We start from the raw sequence: 12,403 nt of genomic DNA, 5'->3' as shown, positions 1-12,403 counted from the left end.
GGCGGCCTCCCGCGCTAGGGGGTTGAGTGGAACCACAGGCTGCTGGCGAGGGTTCCGATGAGAATCGCGATCGCGTAGGGGAAAGGCTTGCCGGCGACCTCCCCGGCTCCGGGCGCCAGATAGCTGTGCGTCCGCAGCATCACGCCATAGCGCCCCAGGGTCTGCCGGGCCTGGCCATGCCAGAGCACCAGCGCCAGCCCGCAGAGGCCCCCGGCCATCAGGCTGAACATCGCCGCCAGCAGTGCCTGCTGCGGTGTCAGGAAGGCGCCGACCATAGCCATCAGCTTCACGTCGCCGGCCGCCATGCCGCCCACGGCGTAGAGCAGCAGGAACAGGCCGAGGCCGACCAGCCCGCCGAGCACACCCTGCCCCAGCCCCGCCAGGCCGTTCATGAAGAACTGCCCGGCCAGCCCCAGCGCCAGCCCCGTCAGGATCAGCAGGTTGGGTATACGGTGGCGGCGAAGATCGCTCGCCACCGCAATCCCGAGCAGCCCGAACAGGACGATCAGCGTGGACATCTGTGCCGTCGGCATCATGGCGTCTCCCTGGAAGAGGTCGACAGCTAGCAGTCGGCACCTTTCACGGCAGAACACAGCGCCGTGATCTTGGTATTCACCTCACCGCCCAGGGTGACGAACATGGCCGCTACCGCAGCCGTGATCAGCCCTCCGGCCACCGCATACTCGACGATGGTCAGCCCGTTCTCGTCCTTCGCGAACTTCAGTAGCGCGGTCCTGATGGTTTGAATGGTCATTTCGCTCACCTCACTCAAGAGTGGTTGTTCAACGGCCGGCAGCGCTCCTTGCGCCGCACGGGGTGAACACTAGTCAGCGGACCGGACCCGGCGTTAGGACTCTTTTGCGCGTCGCTAGGACTCAGTTTCCGCGTGCGAAGCGAGGCGCCTGGCCATGTCGAACGAGGCATCTGGCGTACTTATGGCGGAGTTTCATAACGGCAAATAGCCATCCTTGCGCCTGCTTAGCAGAATCCGTTCCTACTCATGCTGGCCGATTGCCAATACTGTCTGTAAGGACAAGCAGAAGAGCAGAGCTAGTGCAGATGTCTAACTCTCCGCAGGGACCGTATCTTCTCTGGGTCGACCTGACCCACGACCGTAGTACCGAGGCGCTGATGAGCCAGTTCACCGGGTTCAGCGAATGCCGCCTGGTACAGGGACACAGCCTCGCCGATAGCGCGCGGGGCCGACGGATCGACATGATCTGCATGCATTTCGATCATCCGGATGCGCTCGGCCTGAATCAGCTGCAGCAGGTCAAGCGCAGCACGCCGTCGATCCCGATCACCATGTTCACCGTCCAGCACTCCGAGGAGCTGGCGGTGTGGGCGATGCGCTCACAGGTCTGGGAATACATCACGCTGCCGCTGTCGCCGAACGAGTTGCAGCGCTACCGGCAAGCGCTGCAGCGGCTTTGCGAACTGCGCCAGAGCAGCCGGGGCGCCAGGACCGTGCTGAGCGAGCATTACCCGGACGTGCCCCCCAGCATCCGGCTGACGGTCCAGCATCAGAAGCACCAGCAGCTCGGCCGCGCCCTTCAGCACATCGACCGGCATTTCTGCGAAAACCTCGACCAGAAGGAACTCGCGCAGCTCTGCGGCATGACACCCTCGCGCTTCAGCCGCCTGTTCAAGGACGTGTACGGCGTTTGCTACCTGGAGTACATGCTCGGCAAGCGCATGGAATTCGCCAAGGACCGCCTCGACAACAGCCAGATGCCCATCACCACCATCGGCTACGAAGCGGGTTTTCGCGATCCCTCGTACTTCGCCCGGGTGTTCAAGCAATTCTCCGGCCTCACGCCCAGCGAATACCGCAGTCGCACACAGGCAAGCGCTACCGCAGTACGCGAACTGGCCGATGCCCAGCCACAGGAACTGGTCATCGACTACAACGTCGGCACCTGATCCGGACTCTTTCCGAGAGATTCGAGCAGGAGGCAGTTTCACAACCACCGTAGCTGCAGTCCGAGAATAAAGAATCGAAGATCGGCGTGAGCTGTTGCCGCAGTGCTTGTGGACCAGGCGATCCAGGGGAGTGTATTTAAGCTCCCGCCATGCCCCTCTTGAGGGTTCCCGAGGCGTTACACAGGCTAGTTGCGCAGGGGTTTGCAGTATGTGCAGTCCTGGGCGGTTATCATTCGGCCACCCGTCGACTCTCACCAAGGAATGGCATGATCCCGGCTGCACGACTTGGCGATATGCACGTTTGCCCGATCCCCGGCCACGGCACCTCGCCCATCACTTCCGCTTCTCCCGATACGCAGATCAACTTCCTGGGTGCCGCGCGCGTTGGCGACGTCTGCGGCTGTGGCGCCGTCATTACCACGGGCTTTCCGTCCATCATCATCGACTACCGGCCCTTGGCGTATCTGGGCAGCCCGACCAGCCATGGCGGCAGCATCGTTTCGGGCAGCCCCGACACCTTCGGTGGCTTCCAGTTCGGCGGCACGGCAACTCAGGCCATCGTGGACTTTGCCAAGCTCGGTGCCATCCGCCCGGATGGTGCGGTGGACGATCAGCTCATGACGGAGCTGCTGGCCGATCCGCAACTGGAACAACGTGCCTTGCTGTCCGGCGCTCTGGTGCAACCGGGGAGCTCCGCCCCAACAGCCGCCAAGAAACCGCTGACGCCCGAGCTGATCGCCGTTGCCGGCAGCCAGCACGACAAAGGCTCGGGCAACAAGATGATGTTCATCGGCCAAGCCGTGCGCGAATTGGCCGAATTCAAACGCAGCAAGCCTGCCCTGGCGCGGACACTGGTGGTGTTTACCCCGTCATACACCGATGCGATGCTCAGTGCTGCCCGCAGTTCTGCGAAGGCTTATGGCACAGAGCTTGTCTCCGTGACGAACGCCAATGAGCTGATTGACTACCTGAATAAGGGCAAGGACCGCCAACAGTCGCCCATCGAGCACCTGTCGCTGTTCAGCCATGGCGTACCACATCGGATCGCCTTCGGTTATCAGCTCGCCGGGGACTTTCAGATGTCCCTCGACGTACTGAGCTACAACAAGATTTCACCTCTGGCGTTCTCCAGCACGGCGCGGATCGACAGCTACGCCTGTCGGACCGGCATGGGCAACCGCTCGGACTTCCCCATCGAGGACGGCATCCAGTTCTTCCCACAAACCAACGAGAGCCTGGCGCAGTTGCTAGCCGATCACTTGCAGACCAAGGTGCGCGCCTTCGTTCGCCGGTCGGACTACAAGAACACCTGGGGCTCATTCGAGGAGCGCCAGTTGGGCAAGCTGTGCGGGATCAGCGATAACGCCGCGCCTGGGGAAGAATGGTGTAGGAAATGGCGTGCGCTGGCCAAGGAGCGAGAGAGCAATAACAACATGCTTGATTTCACCTACCAGACCATGGGCGCCATAAATCCCGTGATCTCAGGCGAAACACCCCTTGGCGTACCGGGAGGCCACTTTGAGTTTCTACCGAAGTAAGACCTTCTGGATCGCAACAGCCATTCTCTCTCCGCTACTGCTGGTAGCCAGCTACTACGGGTTCAAGATGATGACGAGCGTATACAAGACGGACATGGGCAACGGCGTAGTGATCTATGCCGACGATTATGTAAAAACCGGGCTCTGGGTTTTCCACTGCGGCCGCACACGCCTCATCAGCCGCAAGCCGCTACCCGTACCGGTGGCGGCGCTGGAACGAGCCAATAAGCTCACTATTCGCGATATGTATGCCTTGAGTGACGCGGATGAACAACTTGCGAAAGCGGCCATCCGAGCCATCACGGCGATGCCTGACTGGTACAAGAACCTGAGTTATTACAGCTCCTTTCTTGGCGAGAACAGTGACCTCAATAGCCACGTCTTTGACTTACTGGCCAAGCATGAAGGGAGGCAGTGGATCTTGAAGGTTTGGCAGGAAATCGAGTACGACGGCGAGTCGAGTTTTGGCATAACCGCCGAACCCTACGACCCCGAAACCTACGTGGACTACGCCAAGGCGCTCCAGGCCGCCGCCAAGAGCTGCCCTGTTTCCCAGTAAAGGATCATGGCGCCGGCTGTTCTACCTGACCGGCGGCCACCTAAGCTCAGAGATCATCAGGGTTGTGCAACGACTGCAGCTCGCCTCGGGCGCCCTCTTCCGGCACCGCGAACGGGTACAGTCCGAGCACGTTGATGTACTGTTTTTTACATGGCCGGCCAAGTCGGCACCGTCATGCCATTGGCACCCGGCGCTCCCTTGTTGCTGACTACGCGCTGGTACGCACACGCCTCCGGCTAACACTTCGCCTTGCCGAGTGAGTCGAGGACTTCACCTCCAAATCGCCTGCTTCACCACCACGGCGAACCCGGCGGCTCCAGTCACGGCGCTATACGCCACCTCTGGCGCACACAAAAAAGGCCGGCGATTAGCCGGCCTTCTCTTGTCGCCCCCCGATCAGCGCTTGGCGACCAGGTCCTTCGGTAGCTTGAAGGTCCAGACCATGCCGCCCTGGTTGAATTCCTTCACGCGCTTGGCGACTTCGCCGCCCCACAGCGGCACCGCGCCACCCCAGCCGGACAGCACGGAGACGTACTGCTCGCCGTCCATTTCCCAGGTGACCGGGGAGCCGATCACGCCGGAGCCGGTGTTGAACTCATAGAGTTTCTTGCCGGTCTTGGCATCGAAGGCCATCAGGTAGCCCTCGGGGTTGCCGGTGAATACCAGGTTGCCCTTGGTGGCCAGTACCCCGCCCCACAGCGGCGCGTAGTTCTTGTAGCGCCAGACTTCCTTGCCGGTCTTCGGATCGATGGCGCGCAGCACGCCGATGTAGTCCTCGTTCAGCGGATGGATGGTGAAGCCGGCGCCGAGATAGGCCGCCCCCTTCTTGTAGGCGACACCTTCGTTCCAGATATCCATGCCCCATTCGTTGGACGGCACGTAGAACAGCCCGGTGTCCTGGCTGTAGGCCATTGGCATCCAGTTCTTGCCGCCGAGGAACGAAGGCGCGACGAATACCGACTTGCCCTTGTCCGCGCCACCCGGCGCGCCGGGACGGTTGGCCTCGTCGTAGAGCGGACGGCCGTCCTTGTCCAGGCCCTTGGCCCAGGTGATCTTGTCGACGAAGGGGAAGCCGCGGATGAACTTGCCGTTGGTGCGGTCGAGCACGTAGAAGAAGCCGTTGCGGTCGGCCGTACCAGCGGCCTTGATGGTCTTGCCACCGTCCTGGTAGTCGAAGGAAATCAGCTCGTTGACACCATCGAAGTCCCAGCCGTCATGCGGGGTGGACTGGAAGTGCCATTTGATCGAGCCGTCGTCCGGGTCGAGGGCCAGGCGCGAAGAGGAGTACAGGTTGTCCCCCGGGCGCAGGTGCGAGTTCCACGGCGACGGGTTGCCGGTGCCGAACAGCAGCGAATCGGTATCCGGGTCATAGTAGCCGCCCAGCCAGGTCGCGGCGCCACCGGTCTTCCACAGGTCGCCCGGCCAGCTCTTGCCGGCTTCGCCGCCGGAAATGCCGTTCTCGATCTTCTTGCCGTCCTTCCAGACGTAGCCCATGTGGCCCTCGACGGTCGGGCGGGTCCACAGCAGTTCGCCGTTCTTCGGATCGTAGGCCTCGATCTTGCCGACCACGCCGAACTCACCGCCGGATACGCCGGTGATCAGCTTGCCCTTCACCACCAGCGGCGCGGCGGTCAGCGAGTAGCCGGCCTTGTAGTCGGCCACGGTCTTCTTCCAGACCACCTTGCCGGTGTCCTTGTTCAGCGCCACCAGCTTGGCGTCGAGGGTGCCGAAGATCACCAGGTCGCCGTACAGCGCCACACCGCGGTTGATCACGTCACAGCATGGCATGATGCCGTCGGGCAGGCGGGCGTCGTACTGCCACAGTTCCTTGCCGCTGCGGGCATCGATCGCGTAGACCCGCGAGTAGGAGCCGGTGATGTACATCACGCCGTCCTTGACCAGCGGCTGCGCTTCCTGGCCGCGCTGCTTCTCGCCACCCAGGGAGAAGCCCCAGACCGGCCGCAGCTGGCTGACGTTGTTGGCATTCAGCTTGTCCAGCGGGCTGTAGCGCTGGCCTTGCAGGCCCAGACCGTTGGTGACGATCTGGTCGGTGGATTTGGCGTCGTTGAGGATTTCCTGGTCGGTGACGGCCCAGGCTGACAGGCTGGTCATCGCCACCGCGGCGCATAGCGCCGTCAGGGCGAAGGGCTTGCGAAGACCGGTGTGCTTCATTGCGGCTACCTCTGCGGGTTCATTGTTATGCCGGGAAATTTTCCCGGTCTGCTGCAGATTCTTGGTTCGCCCCGCCCCTGCAACAATTGCCCGCAGTGTCGATTTTCCTCCTCCCTTGGTAGCAATACCCCGCCCGAAGCCACGGCTGGCGCGGGTTTGCGCAAATATGCGAGGCCGGACCGGCACCGAAGTCGCAGCCGATCGGCCGGAAAAGACAATTCCATCGGCCGCCCGCGAATCCGTACAACGAAGGCTCCCTGCTCCCAAGGATACGAGCCATGTTCCGAACCGTTCTGGTTGCCGTGCTGTACGTCTGCGCCCTGCCCGCCCTGCAGGCGGCCGAGCCCATCCGCATCGGCCTCAACCATCCGAGCACCGGCAACTACAAGTCCGAAGGGCTGGAGCTGCGCCGCGGTGCGCTGCTCGCCATCGATCAGCTCAATCAGCAAGGCGGCATCCTCGGCCGGCCATTGCAACTGGTCAGCCTCAACTCGGCGGCGCGGGCGCAGAAGGCACAGGCCAATGTCGAGCGCTTCGCCGATCAGGGCGCGGCCATGATCCTCGGCGGAGCCAGCAGCGAGGAAGCCCTGGCCGCCGGCCAGCGCGCCCGCGAACTGGGCCTGCTGTACTTCCCGACCCTCGCCTACGCCAACGCAGTCACCGGGCACGAGGGCCATCGCCATCTGTTTCGCGAATCCAACAGCGCCTGGATGAGCGCCCGGGTACTGGGCGAATACCTGAGCTGGCACATGCCGAACCGGCGCTACCACTACATCAGTCTCGACGATGCCTGGGGCAGCAGCATGGAACAGGCGCTGCGCGAGGCGACCCGCAGCCGCGACCGCGCCCGCCACGGCTACTCGAAGATTCCCTCGCGCGGGGCGCGCCGCAGCGACTACCTGGGCGCGCTGCAGAAGGCCGCGGCCAGCGATGCGGACATGCTGGTGATCAGCCTGCTCGGCCAGGACCTGGTGCAGACCATGCGCCTGGCGCACTCGCTCGAACTTGGCAAGCGCATGCAGATCATCGTGCCCAACCTCACCCAGAGCATCGTCGAACAGGCCGGGCCGCTGGTGATGGAGCACGTCATCGGCACCGAAGCCTGGACCTGGCGCGTGCCGCCCATGGAGAAGAGCGCCGAAGGCCAGGCCTTCGTCGACCGCTACATCGCCCTGCACCAGGCCTACCCCGGCAGCACCGCCGCCTCGGCCTACGGCATCGTCCGCCAATGGGCCGCCGCCGTGCAGCGGGCCGGCAGCCTGAACAGCGAGGCGGTGATCGGCGCCCTGGAGAACCATCGCTATAGCCTGCTCAAGGGCGAACAGTACTGGCGCGACTTCGACCACCAGAACGTGCAGAGCATCTACGCGGTGCGGGTGAGGAATCGCAGCGAGGTCATGCAGGACCGCTTCAAGCAGGACTACTTCACCATCATCCACCGCATGGACGGCGACGAAGCCGCGCCGAGCCTGGAGGACTGGCAGCAGGAACGCGGCGACCAGCTGGTACTGCAATGACCACGCGCTGGCGACCTGATTCCCGGCCCGTCAGCGCGCGTTGGACAGCTCCGGTTCCCGGGCGAGCTGGTCGATCTCCCAGCCGCCGCCCAGCGCCGCGATCAGCAGCACGCTGGCGGTCAGGCGATCGCCGAGCAGGGTCAGGTTGGTGCGCTGGTTGTTCAACGCGGTGGTCTGCATGGTCGCCACGCTCAGGTAGTCGACGGTGCCGGCGCGGTACTGGTTCTCGATCAACCGTAGCGATTCCTGCGCCGACTCCAGCGCTTCGCGCTGCACCAGCGCCTCCTGCCCGAGCACGCGCAATTGCACCAGGTAATCCTCGACTTCGCGGAAGCTGTCGAGCACCGTCTGCCGGTAGCTGGCCACGGTCTGGTCGTAGCTGGCTTCGGCCTGCTCCAGTTCGGCACGACGGCTGCCGAAGTCGAGCAGCGTCAGCGCCAGCTGCGGGCCCAGCGACCAGAAGCGGTTCGGCACGCTGAACAGGTCACTGAAACTGCTGTTGCGGTAGCCGCCGGTGGCCGACAGCGTCAGGTCCGGGAACCAGGCCGCCTTGGCGACGCCGATGTTGGCATTGGCCGCCATGACCAGGCGCTCGGCCGAGGCGATGTCCGGACGCCGCTCCAGCAACTGCGAAGGCAACGCCAGCGGCACCTCGGGCAGCCGGGGAATGTCCTCGCGCACGGCGATGCCCAGCTCCGCTGGCGCGACGCCGATCAGCACGGCGATCGCGTGTTCCATCTGCGCGCGCTGCCACTCGAGGTCGATCGCCTGGGCCTGGGTGCTCTTGAGCTGGGTCTGCGCCTGGGTGACGTCGGACTTGGGCACGATCCCCGCCCGATACTGGTTCTCGGTCAGGCGCAGCGAGCGCGCATAGGCCTCGACGGTCTGGTCCAGCAGGCGCTGGTGTTCGTCGATCACCCGCAACTGCAGGTAGGTCTGCACCAGTTCCGCCTGCAGGCTCAGCCTGACCGCGGCGAGATCGGCGGCGCTGGCCTGCATGTTGGCCCGGTTGGCCTCCAGGTTGCGCCGCAGCCGACCCCAGATGTCCGCCTCCCAGGAAGCGCTGAGCCCGGCCTCGTAGCTCTCGCCGACGCCGCTGTTCAGGCTGCTCGTGCTGCTGCCCGAGCTGCCGCCGCCCTGCGCCGAGCGGGTGACACCGGCACTGGCGGAGACGATCGGGAACAGCTGCGAACGCGCCCCGCGGACCAGCGCGCGGGCCTGGCGATACTGCGCCTCGGCGGCGGCCAGGTTCTGGTTGGAGACGTTCAACCGCGCCACCAGCGCATCCAGCTCGGCATCGCCATACAGCTGCCACCAGTCGCCGCGCTGCAGCACGTCGGCCGGCGCCGCGCTCTTCCAGCCTTCGGCCTGCTTGAATTCGGCGGCCGTGGGCAGCTCCGGCCGCTGGTAGTCGGGGCCGAGGGTACAGGCACCCAGCGACAGGGCGAGGACGGCGATGGCCAGTGGGCGCAGCGTGGCATTCGGAAGCAACGGGTTCATAGCGAATTTTCCAGGGCGGCATCGGTGCGCACACCGCGCCAGCTGTTGAAACGATGACGCAGGCGGTCCAGGTACAGGTAGACCACCGGCGTGGTGTAGAGGGTCAGGACCTGGCTCAGCAGCAGCCCGCCGATGATGGTCAGGCCCAGCGGCTGGCGCATCTCGGCGCCCTCCGCGCCGCCGAGCAGCAGCGGCAGCGCACCGAGAATGGCGGCCATGGTGGTCATCAGGATCGGGCGGAAGCGCAGCAGGCAGGCGCGGCGGATCGATTCGGCCGGCGACAGCCGCTCGTTGCGCTCGAACTGCAGCGCCAGGTCGATCATCAGGATGGCATTCTTCTTCACCACGCCGATCAGCAGGAACAGCCCGAGTAGCGAGATCAGGCTGAACTGGTCGCCGGTGAGGATGATCGCCAGCAAGGCGCCCACGCCCGCCGATGGCAGCGTCGAGAGAATGGTCAGCGGGTGGATGTAGCTCTCGTAGAGGATGCCCAGCACGATGTAGACCAGCAGCAAGGCGCCGAGAATCATCAGCGGTTGCCCCTGCTGGGTGTCGAGGAAGGCGCTGCCGGTGCCACCCAGGCGGCCCTGCACTGCGCTCGGCAGGCCGATGGCGGCGACCGCGCGCTCGATGGCGAGCGTCGCCTGGTCGAGGCTGACGCCAGGGGCCAGGTCGAAATCGATGTTCTCGGCGGCGAACTGGCCGTCGTGGCTGACCCGGTCCTCTTCCAGGCTGCGCTCGTAGTGGGCGAAGGCGGCCAGCGGCACGCGGCGGCCATCCTCGGTGACGACATGGACCTGCTCGAGCACCTCGGGATATTGCGCGTAGCTCGGGTCGATCTCCATCACCACCTGGTACTGGTTGAGCGACTCGTAGATGGTGGAGATCTGCCGCTGGCTGAAGGCGTTGTTGAGCAGCGCCGTGACCGTGCTCATGTCGATGCCCAGCCGCTTGGCGGCATCGCGATCGACCTTCAGGGTGATCTGCTGGGCGCCCTCGCCATCGTTGGCGTCGATGCTGGTCAACTCGGGCAGCGCCATCAGCGCCTGGTTGACCCGCGGCACCCAGGTGCGCAGGTCGGTCAGGTCGCTGGCCAACAGGGTGTAGGCATAGGCCGAGCTGCTCTGCCGGCCGCCACCGAACTGCAGGTCCTGGTCGGCCATCAGGAACATGCGCCCACCGGGGACCTTGGGCTGGTTCCGGCGGATGCGCTCGATGACCTTCTGCGCCGAGATGCCGCGCTCGCTCAACGGCTTGAGCCGCACGATCATGAAGGCATTGTTGATGCCGCCCTGCCCGCCGATGAAGCCGGCGACGCTCTCCACCGCCGGATCGGCCAGCACCGCCTTGCGGAAGATCTCCATCTTCGGCTGCATGACCTGGAAGGACATGCCGTCGTCGCCACGGATGAAGCCGGTGAGCTGGCCGGTATCCTGCTGCGGCAGAAAGGTCTTGGGGACCTGCACGTAGAGCACCACGTTCAGCGCGATGGTCGCCAGCAGGCTCAGCAGGGTGATGCGCCGGTGACGCAGGGCCCAGCTCAGCGAACGGTCGTAGTGGCGCAGCAGCCACTGGTGGGCCTCGTGGCTCCAGCGCTGCAGGCGGCCGTCCTTTTTCGGCTCGTGGGCCTTGAGCCAGCGCGCACAGAGCATCGGCGTCAGGGTCAGCGACACCAGCAGCGAGACCAGGATCGCCGCGGCCAGGGTGATGGAGAACTCGCGGAACAGCCGCTCGACGATGCCGCCCATGAACAGGATCGAGACGAACACCACCACCAGCGACAGGTTCATCGACAGCAAGGTGAAGCCGACCTCGCGCGTGCCGATATAGGCCGCGCGCAGCGGCGGCACGCCATCGTCGATGTGCCGGGCGATGTTCTCCAGCACCACGATGGCGTCGTCCACCACCAACCCGGCGGCAAGGATCAGCGCCATCAATGACAGCACGTTGAGCGAGAAACCGCACAGGTACATCACCGCGAAGGTGCCGACCAGCGACACCGGCACCGCCAGCGCCGGGATCAATGCCGTGCGCAGCCGGCCGAGGAACAGGAACACCAGCACGATGACCAGGGCCACGGCGATCAGCAGCGTGCGCTCGGCCTCGTGCAGCGTGGCGCGGATCACCGGCGAGCGGTCCATGGCGACGTTGAGCTCGACGCTGCCGGGCATGATCGCCTGCAGGGCCGGCAGCTCGCTGCGGATGCCCTCGATGGTTTCGATGATGTTGGCGCCGGCCTGGCGGTTGACGATCAGCAGCACCGCCTGCTCGTTGTTGAAGAAGCCGCTGTTGTAGCGGTCTTCCACCGAGTCGCGGACCTTGGCGATATCGCCCAGGCGCAGCGTCGCGCCATCCTGGTAGCGGATGATCAGCGGCGTGTAGTCGGCGGCGTGGTGCAACTGGTCGTTGGCGCGCACCTGCCAGTGCTGGTCGGCATCCTCGACCATGCCCTTGGGCCGGCGCACGTTGCCGTTGGCGATAGTCTGACGCACCTCGTCCAGCGATACGCCGTACTGCTCGAGCTGCTGCGGCTGCAGTTCAACCCGCACCGCCGGCAGCGAGCTGCCGCCGACCTGGATCTCGCCGACGCCGGGGACCTGCGAGAGCTTCTGCGCCAGGATGGTCGAGCCGAGGTCGTACAGCTCGGCCTTGTCGAGCACTTCGGAGGTCAGCGAGAGCACCATGATCGGCGCCTGCGAGGGGTTGATCTTGCGGTAGGTGGGCATGCTGCGCATGCCGCTGGGCAGCAGGTTGCGCGCGGCATTGATCGCCGCCTGCACGTCGCGCGCGGCGCCATTGATGTCACGCTCCAGGTCGAACTGGATGATGATCCGCGTCGAGCCCTGGCTGCTGCGGCTGGTCATCTGGCTGACCCCGGCGATGCTGCCGAGCGAGCGCTCCAGCGGCGTCGCCACGCTGGAGGCCATGATCTCCGGGCTCGCTCCCGGCAGGCTGGCCTGCACGGTGATCACCGGGAAATCCATGTTCGGCAAGGGCGATACCGGCAGCAGGCCGAAGCTGACCCCGCCGAGCAGCAGGATCGCCAGGCTCATCAGCATGGTCGCCACCGGGCGGGCGATGAAGGGGGCGGAAAGGTTCATGGATGCGCCCCAGAGGGGCGCTGGAAGCCGGAAGCCGGAAGCTGGAAGCTAAAAGCACGGCTCGTGGCAATACCTGCTGCCGACCGAACGGAG

General features: G+C 65.0%; 9 protein-coding genes. 4 read left to right on the top strand and 5 right to left on the bottom strand.

Going from position 1 to position 12,403, the window contains the following annotated elements:
* Nucleotides 1–14: 14 nt before the first annotated feature.
* Nucleotides 15–533, bottom strand: coding sequence for an A24 family peptidase (locus CXK94_RS17205; RefSeq protein ID WP_102895321.1), 519 nt, complete (start codon nucleotides 531–533; stop codon nucleotides 15–17).
* 29 nt (nucleotides 534–562) lie between these two features.
* A complete protein-coding gene (locus tag CXK94_RS17200; RefSeq protein WP_037040132.1) occupies nucleotides 563–754 on the bottom strand; it encodes a Flp family type IVb pilin in 192 nt (63 codons plus the stop codon).
* A 305-nt stretch (nucleotides 755–1,059) separates the two neighbouring features.
* On the opposite strand from CXK94_RS17200, the gene CXK94_RS17195 reads away from it, so the two are divergent.
* The 3 genes from CXK94_RS17195 (at nucleotide 1,060) to CXK94_RS17185 (ending at nucleotide 4,020) form a co-directional block, all read left to right on the top strand.
* Complete coding sequence (locus CXK94_RS17195) at nucleotides 1,060–1,923, top strand: helix-turn-helix transcriptional regulator (RefSeq protein ID WP_102895320.1); 864 nt, start codon at nucleotides 1,060–1,062, stop codon at nucleotides 1,921–1,923.
* 266 nt (nucleotides 1,924–2,189) lie between these two features.
* Nucleotides 2,190–3,461, top strand: coding sequence for a PAAR domain-containing protein (locus CXK94_RS17190; RefSeq protein WP_102895250.1), 1,272 nt, complete (start codon nucleotides 2,190–2,192; stop codon nucleotides 3,459–3,461).
* A complete protein-coding gene (locus CXK94_RS17185; protein WP_102895249.1) occupies nucleotides 3,442–4,020 on the top strand; it encodes a hypothetical protein in 579 nt (192 codons plus the stop codon). The genes CXK94_RS17190 and CXK94_RS17185 overlap by 20 nt, the downstream gene beginning before the upstream one ends.
* Before the next feature lie 396 nt (nucleotides 4,021–4,416).
* Here the strand turns inward: CXK94_RS17185 and CXK94_RS17180 are convergent, their stop codons facing one another.
* Entirely contained in the window at nucleotides 4,417–6,192 is a 1,776-nt protein-coding gene (locus CXK94_RS17180; RefSeq protein WP_102895248.1) for a PQQ-dependent methanol/ethanol family dehydrogenase, read from the bottom strand.
* A gap of 278 nt (nucleotides 6,193–6,470) precedes the next feature.
* Between CXK94_RS17180 and CXK94_RS17175 the strand changes: the two genes are divergently transcribed.
* Nucleotides 6,471–7,709, top strand: a complete 1,239-nt coding sequence (locus tag CXK94_RS17175) for an ABC transporter substrate-binding protein (protein WP_102895247.1) — start codon at nucleotides 6,471–6,473, stop codon at nucleotides 7,707–7,709.
* A gap of 30 nt (nucleotides 7,710–7,739) precedes the next feature.
* Here the strand turns inward: CXK94_RS17175 and CXK94_RS17170 are convergent, their stop codons facing one another.
* Together CXK94_RS17170 and CXK94_RS17165 are read right to left on the bottom strand one after the other, a co-directional pair.
* Nucleotides 7,740–9,209, bottom strand: a complete 1,470-nt coding sequence (locus CXK94_RS17170; protein WP_102895246.1) for an efflux transporter outer membrane subunit — start codon at nucleotides 9,207–9,209, stop codon at nucleotides 7,740–7,742.
* Nucleotides 9,206–12,310: an efflux RND transporter permease subunit gene (locus CXK94_RS17165; RefSeq protein WP_037040109.1), complete on the bottom strand. Its 3,105-nt coding sequence runs from the start codon at nucleotides 12,308–12,310 to the stop codon at nucleotides 9,206–9,208. Before CXK94_RS17165 ends, CXK94_RS17170 begins: the two co-directional genes overlap by 4 nt.
* Nucleotides 12,311–12,403 lie beyond the last annotated feature (93 nt).

This window comes from Stutzerimonas stutzeri, from assembly GCF_002890915.1.
In the GTDB taxonomy this organism is placed as follows: domain Bacteria; phylum Pseudomonadota; class Gammaproteobacteria; order Pseudomonadales; family Pseudomonadaceae; genus Stutzerimonas; species Stutzerimonas stutzeri_AF.
Note: the sequence above shows the minus strand (reverse complement) of the source record. Positions and strands in the feature narration are given on the sequence as shown.

What these genes read in the sequence shown, in the direction of transcription:
- CXK94_RS17205 (WP_102895321.1), bottom strand. Translation starts at nt 533, where the DNA reads ATGCCGACGGCACAGATGTCCACGCTGATCGTCCTGTTCGGGCTGCTC.
- CXK94_RS17200 (WP_037040132.1), bottom strand. Translation starts at nt 754, where the DNA reads ATGACCATTCAAACCATCAGGACCGCGCTACTGAAGTTCGCGAAGGAC.
- CXK94_RS17195 (WP_102895320.1), top strand. Translation starts at nt 1,060, where the DNA reads ATGTCTAACTCTCCGCAGGGACCGTATCTTCTCTGGGTCGACCTGACC.
- CXK94_RS17190 (WP_102895250.1), top strand. Translation starts at nt 2,190, where the DNA reads ATGATCCCGGCTGCACGACTTGGCGATATGCACGTTTGCCCGATCCCC.
- CXK94_RS17180 (WP_102895248.1), bottom strand. Translation starts at nt 6,192, where the DNA reads ATGAAGCACACCGGTCTTCGCAAGCCCTTCGCCCTGACGGCGCTATGC.
- CXK94_RS17175 (WP_102895247.1), top strand. Translation starts at nt 6,471, where the DNA reads ATGTTCCGAACCGTTCTGGTTGCCGTGCTGTACGTCTGCGCCCTGCCC.
- CXK94_RS17170 (WP_102895246.1), bottom strand. Translation starts at nt 9,209, where the DNA reads ATGAACCCGTTGCTTCCGAATGCCACGCTGCGCCCACTGGCCATCGCC.
- CXK94_RS17165 (WP_037040109.1), bottom strand. Translation starts at nt 12,310, where the DNA reads ATGAACCTTTCCGCCCCCTTCATCGCCCGCCCGGTGGCGACCATGCTG.